Raw genomic sequence first — 14,782 nt, 5'->3', positions numbered from 1 at the left:
AGGGCGCCCACGTGCGCCTTACCGCGCCTTGCAAATCACCGCGTATTCAAGACTTTCATGACCTCCATGCACGCCTATCGCACCCACAACTGCGGCGCTCTGCGCGCCTCCGACACCGGTTCCACGGTGCGCCTGTCGGGCTGGATCCACCGCAAGCGCGACCACGGCGGTCTGGTCTTCATCGACCTGCGCGACCACCACGGCCTGACCCAGCTGGTGCTGCACCCGGAGACCCCGGGCTTCTCGATCGTCGAGCGCCTGCGCGCCGAGAGCGTGATCAAGATCGACGGCGAAGTCGTCGCCCGCGACGCCAGCGTGGTGAACCCCAACCTGCCGACCGGCGAGATCGAGATCCGCGTCTCGGCCGTCGAGGTGCTGAGCGAAGCCGCCGAACTGCCGCTGCCGGTCTTCGGCGAGCCGGACTATCCGGAAGAAATCCGCCTCAAGCACCGCTATCTCGACCTGCGTCGCGAGACGCTGCACAAGAACATCGTCCTGCGCTCGCGCGTGATCCAGTCGATCCGCAACCGCATGTTCGCCCAGGGCTTCAACGAGTTCCAGACGCCGATCCTGACGGCCAGCTCGCCGGAAGGCGCGCGCGACTTCCTGGTGCCCTCGCGTCTGCACCCCGAAAAGTTCTACGCCCTGCCGCAGGCGCCCCAGCAGTTCAAGCAACTGCTGATGGTCTCGGGCTTCGATCGCTACTTCCAGATCGCCCCGTGCTTCCGCGACGAAGACCTGCGCGCCGACCGTTCGCTGGAGTTCTACCAGCTCGACGTCGAGATGAGCTTCGTCACCCAGGAAGACGTGTTCGCGGCCATCGAGCCGGTGATGCACGGCGTCTTCGAGGAGTTCTCGAACGGCAAGCCAGTCTCGCCGATCAGCGGGACCCACACCTTCACCAACGACGTTGGCCAATCGTTCGAGCACAAGGGTTTCGAGCGCCTGACCTACGCCCAGTCGATGGCCTGGTACGGCAGCGACAAGCCGGATCTGCGCAACCCGATCAAGATGCAGGACGTCTCGGCGCACTTCCGTGACGGCGGCTTTGGCCTGTTCGCCAAGATCCTGGGCGCCGACGCCAAGAACCAGGTGTGGGCGATCCCGGCCCCGACCGGCGGCAGCCGCGCCTTCTGCGACCGCATGAACAGCTGGGCGCAGGGCGAAGGCCAGCCGGGTCTGGGCTATGTGTTCTGGTCGGAAGACCAAGGTTCGTGGGGCGGCCCGATCGCCAAGAACCTGGGCGAGCCGACCCAGGCCTTGATGGAATCGCTGGGCCTGGGCCAAGGCGACGCCGCCTTCTTCGTGGCCGGCGATCCGGCCGTGTTCGCCAAGTTCGCCGGCCTGGCCCGCACCCGCGTCGGTACGGAGCTGAAGCTGGTCGACGAGAACCAGTTCAAGTTCTGCTGGATCGTGGACTTCCCGATGTTCGAGTGGAACGAGGACGAGAAGAAGGTCGACTTCAGCCACAACCCGTTCTCGATGCCGCAGGGCGGTCTGGAGGCCCTGGAGACCCAGGACCCGCTGACCATCCGCGCCTATCAGTACGACATCGTCTGCAACGGCTACGAGCTGTGCTCCGGCGCGATCCGGAACCACAAGCCCGAGATCATGCTCAAGGCCTTCGCCACCGCCGGCTACGGCCCCGAAGTGGTCGAGGAGCAGTTCGGCGGCATGCTGAACGCCTTCCGCTACGGCGCGCCGCCGCACGGTGGCCTGGCGCCCGGCATCGACCGCATCGTCATGCTGCTGGCCGACCAGGTCGCCATCCGCGAGGTCATCGCCTTCCCGCTGAACCAGCAGGGCCAGGACCTCTTGATGAACGCGCCGGCCAACGTGCTCGACAAGCAGCTGAAGGAGCTGCACATCCGCACCGCGCCGCCGATCAAGGTCTAGGCCCAAAAGGCCAGGCCAGCGCTCAAGCCAAAACGAGAAAGCCCTCCGGTCTCGCGATCGGAGGGCTTTTTCTTGGTCGGTGTTCCCGGAAGGGATCAGTCCTTCGGAGACTTGGGCGGCCTCGGCGGGGCCGGGGGCGCGGGCGGAGCCTTGGGCATCTCGCGCAACAGCATGAAGCGCGCGCCTCGCAAGCCGTTGCAGGGACGCACCGTCAGGCCCGAGGGCAGGCGCACGCCGCCATCGCCGCAGGCTTCGTCCAGCATATCCTGATCGAGGCCCCGGGCCCCGGTGAAGTCCGCGCCGGACAGCACGGCGGCGCTGAGGTCGGCGTTGTGGAAATCGGCGCCGGAGAAGATGGCCCCGCGCAGATTGGAGCCGGTCAGGTCGGCGTTGCGGAAGTTGGCGCCTTCGAAACGCGCGCCGGCCAGGATGGCGTGGTTGAGATCCGAATTCGAGAAGTCGGCGTCGCGGGCGTTGGCCCCGGTCAGGTTCGAGCCCGTCAGCTCGGCGTTCGACAGGCGCGCCCGCTGCAGGTTGGCGCCGACCAACTGCGAACCATGCAGTTCGGAGGACGACAGGTCGACGCGGACCAGGGTGGCCGACTGCAGGTTCACGCCGCTGCCTTCCATGCCCGACATCTTGGCGTCGGTGAAGTTGGCGGCCACGAAGTTGGCGCCGCGCATCTCGGCCCCGCGCAGATCGGCGCGGCTGAGGTCGGCGGCGGCGAAATTGCTGCCGTAGAACATGGCGCCGCGCAGGTCGGCGCCGATCAGGACGGACCTGGCGAAGTTGGCGCCGGTGAACTTGGCGTTCATCAGCTTGCGGCCGGCCAGGTCGCAGTTGGCGCACATCCCGCCGAAGGAGGTCAGCTTGGCGACGTCCTTGTCTTCGATCGAGGCTTGAGCCTGGCCGGACAGGGCCAGGAGGCTCAGCGTCAAGGCGGCGATGGAAGCGCCCAAGCGGGACATCGACTTCTCCGTGCAGTCCATACGATACGCGACTGTGTGAGTTACGGTTTGAACCGACGGAGGGGTAGAAGCCACTTAAATCGCGGTAATGACGGGGATTTAACCGCTACAAGCGATGGAAAAACGGCCGTCGGCAACGTGAAGTCGTCGCCGCCAGCGCCTCTCAACCGGCCTAGGTCGAGACCGTTACGAGGACGCGACGGGACCGGGACGATCCGACTGGGCGCCGCACGTGTCGCAGACGGTCAGGCCGCCGCGACGGATCAGCGAAAGGTCGCCACAGGCCGGGCACATCTCGCCTTCGGATCCCGGACGCTCGGCGCCCTCGACCCGGCGACGGCCGAACGAGGCGAAGACCAAGTTGTCGGGCGCGGCCCCGCGCGAGAAGCCCTTGGAGATGAACTTGCTGGCCAGCACCGGATCGGGACCGACGTCGTCGATCTCGTCTTCCGACAGCGGCTTGCCCCAGCCCAGGCCGTCGGCGTTGAACTGGCCGGCATCGCCGTTGGCCAAGTCGTCGCGGCCCAGATAGGACACGCCCAGCTCGCGAAAGATGTAGTCCAGGATCGAGGTCGCGGACTTGATCGAGTCGTTGCCCGACACCGGGCCCGCCGGCTCGAACTTGGTGTAGACGAAGGCGTCGACGAACTCGTCCAGCGGCACCCCATGCTGCAGGCCCAGCGACACGGCGATCGCGAAGTTGTTCATCAGGCTGCGGAAGGCCGCGCCTTCCTTGTGCATGTCGATGAACAGCTCGCCCAGCTCGCCGTCCTCGTACTCGCCGGTGTGCAGATAGACCTTGTGGCCGCCGACGGCCGCTTTCTGGATGTAACCCTTACGCCGGTCGGGCAGGCGGCGGCGCGAGCGGTCGCGCTCGACGATCTTTTCCACCACGCGTTCGGTGACGACCGGCTCGCGGCCGATCTTATCGAGAAGCGGCGCGGCGCGCGCCGGTTCAGCGGCAGGCTCCTCGGGCAGGTCCAGCTTGAAATCGGCCGGCGCCGTCGCGCGGTGCAGGCGCAGCGCGCGGACACCGGCCCGCGCCGCCGCCGCCTGGGCCCGCACGGCGTCGGCGGGGCGGCTGTCGAACGCCACCGGCACGGCGACCGCCGTCGGCAGGCACGCAAACGCCTCGACCGCGACCAGCATGGCCAGGCGGTCGGCGAAGGTGGGGGCCTCGACCGAACGGAAGGCCTCGCGCAGTTCGGGATTCAGGGTCTCACAGTCGCCGAGCGTACCGGCGCCCAGGGCGTGGCGTTCGGCCGTGGCGATCTCGGTCGGCGAGAAGTCGGCGAAGGCCAGGGTGTCGAAGTCGTGGCGGGCGACGTCCTCCGCCGAGGCGCCCAGCACGTCGCGCAGGAAGCCGGCGCCGACGATGGCCGGGGCGAAGGCCGCGCGCAGGCCCTGATGCTCGCGCAGGGCGTTCTCGGCCTTCTCGATCTCATGGGCGGTGAAGCCGCGAGTCTGCAGCATGACGTGGTCGATGGCCGGGCTGTCCAGCAGCGAACCGTGGCCCAGGGCGTGGCGGCGGGCGGCGTCCAGGTCGACGCCCTCGGTCGACAGGGCCTCGAAGGCGGCGGGGCTGAAGGCGGGCAGCAGCCAGCCATCGGCGGTCTGGGTGACCGAGACGGGCGAGATGGCGCCGGCCGCGCCGACCGGCGCGCCGCCCAGGCGTAGCGACGCCTCGGCGTCCTCGAACGGGCCGACCAGGGCCGTCGAGCGCAGGCCGTGCTTGCGGGCAAGGGCGTGGGCGGTGGCCAAGGCGGCGGCCGCCTCGGTGGCCAGGTCCGAACGCAGGGCGGCGGCGCGCACGCGGCGCTCGGCCAGGGTCTTCAGCACGCCCTGTCGGTCCTGGGCGAAGGTTTCGTCCTGACCCAGAGCGGCAGCCGCTTCGGCGCTGGCTGAAAGGGCGGCGCCGACGGCCAGGGCCCACAGGGCGGCGGCGGCGTCGCGGCCCTCGACGCTGGTCTGCGAGAGGCCCTGGCTCAGCAGGCAATCGCCGACGCCGGCCAGGCCCAGGCGAGCCGGGCGCTCGTCTCGTTCCAACTCCAGGGCCGTGCCCCACAGGTGGCAGACATAGGTGAAGCGCTCGATGTCGAAGCCATCGTCGTCGAGGAAGGCGCTGGCGTCGATCGCCGCGCTTACGCCGACGCCGCGTGACAGAAGGTCTGCGTCCGTGGGCGACAGGGCCAGGGTGAGGGCGCTGGTTTCCCAGCCGACCTGGGCGGCCAGCGTGGCGGCCTCGTCGCCGGCGGACACGCCTTGGCGGCTGGCCGAGGCGATCATGGGGGCTTCGCGTTCCGAGCCCGGTTCGGTCAGCGGCGGACGCGGCGCATCGGCCGTGGCGATGGCGTCCAGGATGGTGCGGTCGTCGGCGCCCAACTCGCGGGCCTTGCGGGCGGCGCGGGCCAGGGCCGGGTTCTTGCGAACGTCGCCACAGGCGCGCGGGTCGCCCGAACACCGGCGGACGGCGTCGGCGACCTGGGCCAGGGCGGCGTCCAGGCGCGCGGCCGCCTGGGCGGCCAGGATCCGGGCGCGGCGCTGGCCCAGGGCGCCCTTCACGGCGCTCTCGAACTCGAACTCGCCGACGTCGGGCAGCAGCGTCAGGCCGGTTTGGCCGCCGGCAGGGGTGGCGACACCCGAGAGCATGGTGGCCAGCAGGGCTTCGCGAAACGCCGAGGCGTCGGCCTTGTCGCCGAACAAGCCGCGCGTCAGGCCGATCTGGGCGATCCGGTCGGCGTAGCAGGCTGGACCGCCGCCCAGCGGCGCCTTGGGCTGGATCTCGCCGGCCCAGTCCAGCCAGGCCTCGACGCGCGCGTCTGTCCAGGACGACGGCGCGGAGACCACGACGATCTCATCGGCGCGCTCGAGGTCGCGCCATTCCATGGCGGGGGCAAGTCCGGCGGCTTTGGCGGGCGTACGCATGGGCGAGTTCCGGTCCGGGCGGCGGTCGTGATATCTTACCAAATCCCTAACGACTGATTCCGTGCCGAGGGGATGCGCGTAAGGTCGCACCCCAAGCTAGAACCTCGCTCGCTCAGCCTCAATAGATGTTGCGGGTCCGTAGGCTCTAATCCACAAGATGTTGAAGTTGGCTCGGGGCGAGCAGCGCTGGACGCTGCGGGCTCGGAACGCTATGTTCCGGCCGCTTCGCCACGCTCGCCGTGGTGTCGTCAAAGCCTTGCAAATTCAGGTGCGAACGTAGTGCTGAAAGCGATCTTCACGTGGTGGAACGGCGCGACCCTGGGTCAGCGCTTCCATATCGGCCGCCGCGGCGTGTTTGTGGGCACGGACGAGCAGGGCAACCGCTACTTCGAAGCGCGCGACAACAGTGACAGCTACGACCAGCGCAAGCGCCGCTGGGTGATCTATAACGGCTATGCCGAGGCGTCGAAGGTCCCGCCGGACTGGAGCGGCTGGCTGCACTACACCTTCGACGAGCCGCCGACCCAGGTTCCGCTGAAGCGTCGCGAGTGGGAAAAGGATCACCTGCCCAACCTGACCGGCACCGTGCACGCCTGGCGTCCGAAGGGTTCGCTGACCCGGGGTGGCGAACGCGCGGCCGCCACCAGCGACTACCAAGCCTGGACGCCGGAATAAGGCGCATGCGCCGCCGGGCGTCCCTGGTCGCCGCCCTTGCGGCCCTGTCCGGCCTGACCGTGGCGGGCGCCGCGCTCGCGCGCCAGAACGCCCCGCAGCCCCAGACCCCGCCGTCGCCCTCGCAGGCGCCGGCGGCCACGTCCGCGCCGCGTCCCGCGCCGCCGGTCCAGGCCGCGGAGCCACGCCAGGCCCAGCCGGCGCCGACACCGCCCGCGGCTGTCAATCTCGGCGCGCAGCCCGCGCCCCAGCCGGCGCCCGCGACGACCACCAAGCCGACCGCGCCGGTCAAACCGCCGGAACCCGCCAAGCGCCAGCGCTACACGATCGCCATCCTGCAGGCCCTGGACAAGGTCACGACCGAGACCATGCGGTTCGAGATCCCGGTCGGCCAGCCGATCCGCTACAAGACCCTGATCTTCACCGTTCGCGCCTGCGAGACGGCGGCCGCCGACGAGATCGCGCCGGAGACGGCCGCCTATGTCATCGTCGACACCCAGCCCAAGGCCCAGGCCGGCCGCGCCGCACCGCCCGGACGCCAGATCTACAAGGGTTGGATGTACGCCAGCTCGCCGGGCCTGAACCCGCTGCAGCACCCGGTCTATGACGTCTGGCTGATCGCCTGCAGGCAGTCGGCTCCGGTCGCGCCCCCTGCCAAGCCGTAGAAGTCGCCCTGGACCGCCAGGGCCTTGGCCAGCCGCCGGCGATAGTCCGCGCGGCTGATTTCGGTCGCGCCGAACTGTGTCAGATGTTCAGTCAGGAACTGGGTGTCCAGAAGCTGATAGCCGCCGGCGGTCAGGCGCGCCACCAGATGGACCAGCGCCACCTTGCTGGCGTCGCGCGCCGTCGAGAACATGCTCTCGCCAAAGAACGCTCCCCCCAGCGAGACGCCATACAGGCCGCCGACCAACTGACCGTCCAGCCACGCCTCGACGCTGTGGGCCAGGCCGCGCGCATAGAGCTGGCCGTAGAGCTTCTGGATGGGGTGATTGATCCAGGTTTCGACCCGCCCCGGGCGGGATGCAGCGCAGCCCTCGATCACCGCGTCGAAGGCGGTGTCGATCCGGACCTCGTAGGGGCCGTTGCGCACGGTGCGCGCCAAACGCTTGGGGATATGAAAGTCCCCGAGCGGCAGCACGCCCCGCCGCTCGGGATCGATCAGGAAGACACTCTCGTCCTCGCGGGCGTCCGCCATGGGGAAGACGCCGCGCGCGTAACAGGCGATCAGGTCGTCGACCGAGAAGGCGTCTTCCATCGCCAACCCGCCTAGGCCTCCTGGGATTTGATCCAGCGTTCCAGCCAGTGGATGTCGTATTCGCCGGCCAGGATGTCGGGCTGCACCAGAAGGTCCTGGAACAGCGGGATCGTGGTCTCGACGCCGCCCACGACCATTTCGGCCAGGCAGCGCTTCAGGCGCGCGACGCACTCGGCGCGATCGCGGCCGTGCACGATCAGCTTGCCGATCAGGCTGTCGTAATAGGGCGGGATCGCGTAGCCGGTGTAGATCGCCGAATCCAGGCGAACGCCCAGGCCGCCAGGGGCGTGGAAGTCGGTGATGGTGCCCGGCGACGGCGTGAAGGTCCGCGCGTTCTCTGCGTTGATACGGCACTCGATGGCGTGGCCCTCGAAGACGACGTCTTCCTGGGTGAACGACAGCGGCAGGCCAGCGGCGATGCGGATCTGCTCACGGACCAGGTCGATGCCGGTGATGGCTTCGGTGACCGGGTGCTCGACCTGCAGGCGGGTGTTCATCTCGATGAAGAAGAACTCGTCGTTCTCCCACAGGAATTCGATGGTCCCGACGCCCAGGTAGCCGATGGCCTTGACCGCATCGACGACGACCTTGCCGATCTTGGCGCGGCCTTCGGCGGACAGGGCCGGCGAGGGGGCTTCTTCCAGCACCTTCTGGTGGCGGCGCTGCAGCGAGCAGTCGCGTTCGCCCAGGTGGACCACGTTGCCGTGGCTGTCGGCGATGACCTGCAGTTCGATGTGGCGCGGCTTCTGGAGGTAGCGCTCCATGTACACCGTGTCGTCGCCGAACGCGGCGCGAGCCTCGGCGCGGGCCGTCGAGACCGCCTCGGCCAGGTCTTCACGCGTCTGGGCGACCTTCATGCCGCGACCACCACCGCCGGCGGCGGCCTTGATCAGCACGGGGAAGCCGATCTTCTCGGCGGCCTCGAAGGCCTCTTCCTCGGTCGAGACGCCGCCGTCCGAGCCGGGAACGACCGGAATGCCGGCGTCCTTCACGGCCTGCTTGGCGGTGATCTTGTCGCCCATCATCCGGATATGCTCGGGCTTCGGACCGATGAAGGTGAAGCCGTGCGCGCCGACGATCTCGGCGAAGCGGGCGTTCTCGGACAGGAAGCCATAGCCCGGGTGGATGCCCTGGGCCCCGGTGATCTCGGCGGCCGCGATGATCGACGGGATGTTCAGGTAGCTCTTGGCGGCGGGCGCGGGGCCGATGCAGACGCTTTCGTCCGCCAGGCGCACCCACATCGAGTTGCGGTCGGCCTCGGAATGGACCGCCACGGTGGCGATGCCCATTTCCTTGCAGGCGCGGTGAACCCGGAGCGCGATTTCGCCCCGGTTCGCGATCAGGATCTTGTCGAACATGAGCGTTACTCGATGACGACGAGCGGCTCGCCGAACTCGACGGGCTGCGCGTCTTCAACCAGGATCTCGACGATCTTGCCGGCCTTGGGAGCCGAGATCGGGTTCATGGTCTTCATGGCTTCGACGATCAGCAGGGTCTGGCCGGCCGAGACCGTGTCGCCGACCTTGATGAAGGCGTCGGCGCCCGGCTGGGGCGAGAGGTAGGCGGTGCCGACCATCGGCGACTTCACGGCGTCGCCCCGGGCGGCGGCCGGAGCCGGCGCGGGTTCCGCCGCAGGCGCGGCGGCGACAGGGGCCGGAGCGGCGGCCGGGGCTGGGGCGTAGGCGGGAGCCGCCGCCTGGACGTAGTTGATCGGCGCGGCGGTCAGTTCGCGGGCCACGCGGATCTTCAGGCCGGCGTGCTCGACTTCGATCTCGGACAGGCCCGTGTCCTTCAGGATGTCCGCCAATTTGCGGACCAGACGGGCGTCGATGGCCGGAGCTTCGACCGGATCGGCGGGGGCCTTGGGGTTCGACATGGAAGCTTACCTTGTTGTTCTGAAGCGCCTCGGCGGCGGAAAACGCCGGGCGATATCGTTGTTAAACGCGGATCAGGCCGAAGGCGGCCTCGATCGCCAGTTCATAACTCGCCGCGCCGAAGCCGGAGACGATCCCGGTGGCGGCCAGCGAAACGAAGGTGTGGCGGCGGAATTCCTCCCGCGCCGCCGGGTTGGACAAGTGGCACTCGATCACCGGAATGCTCAAGGTCTTGAGCGCGTCCAGAAGCGCAATCGAGGTGTGGCCGTAGCCGGCCGGATTGAGGACGAGCGCCGAGGCCGACTCACGCGCCTCCTGCACCCAATCGATCAGCACGCCCTCATGGTTGGACTGGCGGAAGACCACCGAAACGCCACGCGAAGCCGCCCGCGCCTCACAGCGCGCCCGGACATCATCGAGGGTGTCCCTGCCATAAATCTCGGGCTCGCGAGTCCCCAACAGGTTGAGATTGGGTCCGCTCAGCACGTGGATCGGTTTTACCATGCGGCTCCGCCGTCGATTCCGGGAGGTCTTGTATAGCCGGTTCCGCCGGGTCACAAGCACGGCTCGCTTCGGAGGTGAGATGAGGCTTTTGCTAAACGGGGAAGAGCTGGACGTGGCCGACGTGGTCACGATCGCCGATCTGGTGACGTCGCTGGGCCTGGACGCCCGCAAGGTGGCGGTCGAGCGCAATCTCGAGATCGCCCCGCGCTCGACCTATGCCGACACGGCGCTGGTCGACGGCGACCGCATCGAGATCGTCACTTTTATCGGCGGCGGTTGATCCTGCGTATTTGAAACGCGCGCTTCTGGGGGGTAAACCACGCCCATGAACGCGCACGTCTCCCCCGACACCGTCACCCCCCCTGATGGCATCGACAACGATGAAACCTGGACCGTCGCCGGCCGCACCTTCCGCTCGCGCTTGATCGTCGGCACGGGCAAGTACAAGGACTATGCGACCAACGCCGCCGCCGCCCGCGCGGCCGGGGCGGAGATCGTCACCGTGGCCGTGCGCCGGGTGAACCTGACGGATCCGAGCCAGCCGCTGCTGGTCGACTACGTCAAGCCGACGGAATTCACCTATCTCCCGAACACGGCCGGCTGTTTCACCGGCGAGGACGCCGTGCGCACCCTGCGCCTGGCGCGTGAGGCCGGCGGCTGGGAGCTGGTCAAGCTGGAGGTTCTCAGCGACCCCAAGACCCTGTTTCCCGACATGGAAGAGACCCTGCGCTCGCTGAAGCTGCTGGTCGCCGAAGGCTTCCAGGTCATGGTCTACTGCTCGGACGACCCGGTCTACGCCAGGAAGCTGGAAGAGGCCGGCGCCGTGGCGATCATGCCGCTGGGCGCGCCGATCGGCTCGGGCCTGGGCATCCAGAACCGCGTGAACCTGCGGATCATCGTCGAGAACGCCAAGGTGCCGGTTCTGGTCGACGCCGGCGTCGGCACGGCCTCCGATGCGGCGATCGGCATGGAGCTGGGCTGCGACGCCATCCTGATGAACACCGCCATCGCCGAAGCCAAGGACCCGATCCGCATGGCCAAGGCCATGAAGCACGCGGTCATCGCCGGGCGGGAAGCGTATCTGGCGGGCCGGATGCAGAAGCGGCTGTACGCGGATCCCAGCTCGCCGCTGGCGGGGCTGATCTAGCGTCGCGGGACCGAAACCTCGCCCTTCGACAGGCTCAGGGTGAGGTTTCTAGAGCATCGTGCGTTTAATGTGACGCATAGCCAGCGGCCTTGAAGTAGTTCCAGCACTCTTGGGGCTCGTAGAGGCTGCAGATGTCGCCGACGGCCCTCCAGAGGTCGTCGAAGGTGCGAGCGCAGGCGCCGCGCAGATGGGCTTTTAGCTTTGAGAAGGCCATCTCGATCGGGTTGAGGTCGGGCGAGTAGGGCGGGAGGAACAGGAACCAGGCTCCCCGCGCCTTGAGGGCCTGGACGGCTCTTGGTCCCTTGTGGGCGGCGAGGTTGTCGAGAACCACGACGTCACCGGGGCTGAGCGTCGGCGCTAGCTGGGTCTCGACATAGGCGTCGAAGGCGTCGCGGTTCATCGGGCCATCGAGCACCCAGGGCGCGGTCAGCTGCGCGCATCGCAGGCCAGCGATGAAGGTCTGGGTTCTCCAGTGGCCGAAGGGCGCATCGGCCGCCAGGCGCTTACCGCGCAGGCTGCGGCCGCGCAGCCGGGTCATCTTGGTGGTGACCGCCGTCTCGTCAATGAACACCAGCCGCGCCGGCTGCTGGCGCATGACGGGCTGGCGGTGCTCGATCCACTCCCTGCGCCGTTCACGCACCGCTTCGCGTGCGCGCTCCGAGGCCATCAGGGCTTTTTTTATATGTGAACCCAGCCGCGCGAAGCGCCCGCGACAGCGAACTGGGATCCGCGCTCACCCCGCGTTGCGCCTCCAGCAAGGCCGCCAGTTGCGGCAGGGTGATATCCGGCTTGGCTTCGACCTGTTCGATCAGGAACGACCGATGCGCCGCCAGCTTGCCGTCTCCCGGCGGCCGTCCCTGGCGCGCTGGCGCACAAGAGCCCGTCTGCTCCACCCGCGCCAGCAGCTTCACCGCGCAACTGTTGCTGACCCCAAAGTGCTTGGCCGCACCACGACGTGATCCACCGGCGCTGACGTAGCCAATGATCCGATCTCGAAGATCACCCGAATAGCTCTTGCCCATGATCCACCTCCAACCACGGTGAATCATGCTTCGCGCAAACCTGGAATCCCTTCGATTCCGATTTCATGTCCGACGCTCTAGTGATGCGCTGAGCCAAAAGTAGTCCTCACCCTGAGCTTGTCGAAGGGCGAGGACGGCCCATCACCCCGCCTTGACCTTGCTGGCGCGTGTCTGTTCGATCGCCAGCTTCAGGGCGTTGATGTCGGCGCCCGGGATCAGGGTGTCGCCGACGATGAAGGCCGGGGTGCCCGACAGCGCCAGGGTCTTGGCCAGGGCTTCGGTGTCGGCCAGATGCTGGGTCACGGCCTGGCTTTCGCCAGCGGCCTTGGCCTTGTCCATGTCGACGCCCAGGCCCTTGGCGATGCGCAAGGCGGCGGCGGCGTCGAGGGCGTTTTCAGCCATCAGCGCCTTATAGAGATCCAGGCTCTTGCCCTGGTCCTTGGCGCCCAGGGCGATGCGGGCGGCGGCTTCGCTGTCGTGGCCGAAGATCACGAAATCCTTCAGCACCAGGCGGATGTCGGGATTCTTCTGGACCAGCTCGACGATCTCGGGCGCGGCGTGACGGCAATACCCGCAGCGATAGTCGAAGAACTCGGTGACCGTGATCGAGCCGGCGGGATTGATGACGATGTCGCGCGGATCGCGCTCGATGGCCTGGCGATACTGGCCGATCGCCTTCTGCGACGAGGCGGCCTGCTGGGCGGCCTGCTTTTCCTGCAGCTTCTGGCTGGCTTCCATCAGCACCTCGGGGTGCTCGAGCAGGTAGGCGCGGACCTTCTCACCGAACAGCTTGCTGGGTTTGGGTTCGGGCCGTTCGCAGCCGGTGAGGGTCAGGCCGGCGATGGCCAGCGGAACGGCGAGGGTCGCGGCGCGACGAAACAGGGTCATCTAGATCTCGAAGTCTTGGAAGGAGGAGGGCGGCTTTAGCGCCCGAGGTTGGATGGCATGGCGCTGTCCTTGGCCAGGTCCTTCAGGTCCTGGTTGGACGGTCGGGACGCCAGGACGATGTCGGTGGCCCGGCGCCAGTCCGGCGTGTTCTTGGGCAGCAGCTCCCGGGCTCGCATGGCGAAGACCTTGGCCTCGCGCACGGCGCCCAGCGAGTAATACTGCTCGGCGGTGGCCAGGCGGGCCTCGCCGTCCTTCTTCTGGGTATCGTAGGCCTGGGCCAGCAGTCTCCACGTCACGGCGTTGTCGGGATCGTTCAGCAGGCTGCGCTTCAGCTCCTGGACGCCTTCCTCGATCTTGGCCGGATCGTTCAGGCTGATCAGGGTCTGGCCCAGGTTGATGCGCAGCAGGGCCGCGTCGGGCTTCAGCTGCACCGACTTGCGCTGCGGCTCCTCGGCCAGGGTGATCCGGTTGAACTCGAACAGGATCTGGCCCTTCAGTTCCCACAGATAGGGATTGTCGGGGTGGTCGGCGATCAGGCCGTCCAGCAGCTTCAGGGCCCGGTCGGGGTCCTTCATCTGGTAGTAGGCGATGGCGCGCGCATAGCGGGCCGGGAAGCCGGTGTCGGTCTCCTTGTACTTCATCAAGGCGACCTGCGGGTTCAGGAAGCCTTCCAGCTTGGCCTTCATCACCTCATGCTGGGCCAGGTCCTCGGGCGTGTCCACGGCGCTGTAGTGTGGCTGGCGTTCGACGCGGCTGCGCAGCACCTCGATCCGCTCTGAAGACAAGGGGTGGCTGCGGAAATAGGCATAGCGGCGGGCCTGATCGAAGACCTCCTGATAGCGGAAGTTGTCGAAGAACTCGACGAGGCCGCGGCCCGACTGGCCCGTGGCTTCCAGGAAGCCGGCTCCGGCCTGGTCGGCGCGCGACTCCTGTTCGCGGCTGTAGCCAAGTGCGCCGAGCGCGCCGGCGTATTGCGAATTGGCCAGCAGGGCCGCGCCGCCGTCCGGCGATCCGGCCAGGGCGGCCAGGATGCCCAGGCCCATGGTCAGGATCATCGGCTTGAGGCCGGCCTTCATCATCTCGTCCGAGCGGATCGGATGGCCGCCGGCCAGGTGTCCGGTCTCGTGGGCGATGACGCCGCGTAGCTGGTTGGGGTTCTCGGTCTGCAGGATTAGGCCGGTGTTCAGGCCCATTTGCAGGCCCTGGGTCGCGAAAGCGTTCAGCGACCTGTCGCCGACGATCAGGATCCGAACGTTCTTGGGATCTAGGCCCGCCGCCGCGAAGATCGGATCGGCGTCGTGGTGCAGGATCTCCTCGATCTCGGTGTCGCGGATCAGGGAGGGGCCGTCGTCCTGGGCGGCGGCGACCTGGGGAACGCCGGACGCGAGAAGCGACAGGACGGACAACGCCACGCCCAGACGCCTTCCCACCTGACGCCTTCCGGCGCGCCCGCTACGCGAGGTCATCGAATGATCTCCAGATCGCGCCCCCGCGAACCCCGACCAGTCTAACTTGGAAGTCCGACGCGAGGGAACAAGGGTTTCAGCTCCCATAGCGACGATTCTGGACGGCGTTTTTAGGGCGCGAAGATTTCGGCCCGCGCGTCGGTCAGGACACGCGGGCCGCGATCA

Annotated in this window: 14 protein-coding genes; 5 read left to right on the top strand and 9 right to left on the bottom strand. The window is 68.0% G+C overall.

Translation table 11 applies throughout. The features are described from left to right. Positions 1-57: 57 nt before the first annotated feature. Positions 58-1,896 (top strand): aspartate--tRNA ligase, encoded by a 1,839-nt coding sequence (aspS, locus tag MZV50_RS13930; RefSeq protein ID WP_252629776.1) that lies wholly within the window; start codon positions 58-60, stop codon positions 1,894-1,896. A 95-nt stretch (positions 1,897-1,991) separates the two neighbouring features. Here aspS and MZV50_RS13925 read toward each other — a convergent pair whose 3' ends face one another. Both MZV50_RS13925 and MZV50_RS13920 read right to left on the bottom strand, forming a co-directional pair. Next, a complete protein-coding gene (locus MZV50_RS13925; RefSeq protein WP_252629775.1) occupies positions 1,992-2,864 on the bottom strand; it encodes a pentapeptide repeat-containing protein in 873 nt (290 codons plus the stop codon). Between the two features lie 186 nt (positions 2,865-3,050). Next, on the bottom strand, positions 3,051-5,789 hold the full coding sequence (locus MZV50_RS13920; RefSeq protein ID WP_252629774.1) for a TSCPD domain-containing protein: 2,739 nt from the start codon (positions 5,787-5,789) through the stop codon (positions 3,051-3,053). A 279-nt stretch (positions 5,790-6,068) separates the two neighbouring features. Between MZV50_RS13920 and MZV50_RS13915 the strand changes: the two genes are divergently transcribed. Next, on the top strand, positions 6,069-6,464 hold the full coding sequence (locus MZV50_RS13915; RefSeq protein ID WP_252629773.1) for an NADH:ubiquinone oxidoreductase subunit NDUFA12: 396 nt from the start codon (positions 6,069-6,071) through the stop codon (positions 6,462-6,464). A gap of 5 nt (positions 6,465-6,469) precedes the next feature. Then, a complete protein-coding gene (locus tag MZV50_RS13910; protein ID WP_252629772.1) occupies positions 6,470-7,126 on the top strand; it encodes a DUF2155 domain-containing protein in 657 nt (218 codons plus the stop codon). On the opposite strand, the gene aat is transcribed toward MZV50_RS13910, so the two are convergent. The 4 genes from aat to aroQ all read right to left on the bottom strand — a co-directional run bounded on the left by aat (position 7,063) and on the right by aroQ (position 10,094). Next, complete coding sequence (gene aat / locus MZV50_RS13905) at positions 7,063-7,716, bottom strand: leucyl/phenylalanyl-tRNA--protein transferase (RefSeq protein ID WP_252629771.1); 654 nt, start codon at positions 7,714-7,716, stop codon at positions 7,063-7,065. The two genes, MZV50_RS13910 and aat, sit on opposite strands and share 64 nt — an antisense overlap. An 11-nt stretch (positions 7,717-7,727) precedes the next feature. Beyond that, positions 7,728-9,074 carry an acetyl-CoA carboxylase biotin carboxylase subunit gene (gene accC, locus MZV50_RS13900; protein WP_252629770.1) on the bottom strand — a complete coding sequence of 449 codons (1,347 nt, stop codon included), beginning with the start codon at positions 9,072-9,074 and terminating at the stop codon, positions 7,728-7,730. 5 nt (positions 9,075-9,079) lie between these two features. Beyond that, the gene (gene accB, locus MZV50_RS13895) at positions 9,080-9,592 is read right to left on the bottom strand and encodes an acetyl-CoA carboxylase biotin carboxyl carrier protein (RefSeq protein WP_252629769.1); all 513 of its coding nucleotides are present in this window, start codon (positions 9,590-9,592) and stop codon (positions 9,080-9,082) included. Positions 9,593-9,653: 61 nt separating this feature from the next. After that, on the bottom strand, positions 9,654-10,094 hold the full coding sequence (aroQ, locus tag MZV50_RS13890) for a type II 3-dehydroquinate dehydratase (protein ID WP_252629768.1): 441 nt from the start codon (positions 10,092-10,094) through the stop codon (positions 9,654-9,656). Between the two features lie 79 nt (positions 10,095-10,173). On the opposite strand from aroQ, the gene thiS reads away from it, so the two are divergent. Together thiS and MZV50_RS13880 are read left to right on the top strand one after the other, a co-directional pair. Then, positions 10,174-10,374 carry a sulfur carrier protein ThiS gene (thiS, locus tag MZV50_RS13885; RefSeq protein WP_252629767.1) on the top strand — a complete coding sequence of 67 codons (201 nt, stop codon included), beginning with the start codon at positions 10,174-10,176 and terminating at the stop codon, positions 10,372-10,374. A 45-nt stretch (positions 10,375-10,419) separates the two neighbouring features. After that, positions 10,420-11,241: a thiazole synthase gene (locus MZV50_RS13880; RefSeq protein ID WP_252629766.1), complete on the top strand. Its 822-nt coding sequence runs from the start codon at positions 10,420-10,422 to the stop codon at positions 11,239-11,241. Between the two features lie 64 nt (positions 11,242-11,305). On the opposite strand, the gene MZV50_RS13875 is transcribed toward MZV50_RS13880, so the two are convergent. The 3 genes from MZV50_RS13875 to MZV50_RS13865 form a co-directional block, all read right to left on the bottom strand. After that, positions 11,306-12,263 (bottom strand): IS630 family transposase gene (locus MZV50_RS13875; protein WP_252629765.1). Its coding sequence is split into 2 segments (ribosomal slippage): positions 11,306-11,939 and positions 11,938-12,263, totalling 960 coding nucleotides; the frame shifts between segments, so codons are not numbered across the junction. A gap of 141 nt (positions 12,264-12,404) precedes the next feature. Further along, positions 12,405-13,151, bottom strand: coding sequence for a DsbA family protein (locus tag MZV50_RS13870; RefSeq protein ID WP_252629764.1), 747 nt, complete (start codon positions 13,149-13,151; stop codon positions 12,405-12,407). Positions 13,152-13,186: 35 nt separating this feature from the next. Further along, positions 13,187-14,617, bottom strand: a complete 1,431-nt coding sequence (locus MZV50_RS13865; RefSeq protein ID WP_252629763.1) for a tetratricopeptide repeat protein — start codon at positions 14,615-14,617, stop codon at positions 13,187-13,189. Between the last annotated feature and the right edge of the window lie 165 nt (positions 14,618-14,782).

Source organism: Caulobacter segnis, from assembly GCF_023935105.1.
GTDB classification, from domain to species: domain Bacteria; phylum Pseudomonadota; class Alphaproteobacteria; order Caulobacterales; family Caulobacteraceae; genus Caulobacter; species Caulobacter segnis_B.
Note: the sequence above shows the minus strand (reverse complement) of the source record. Positions and strands in the feature narration are given on the sequence as shown.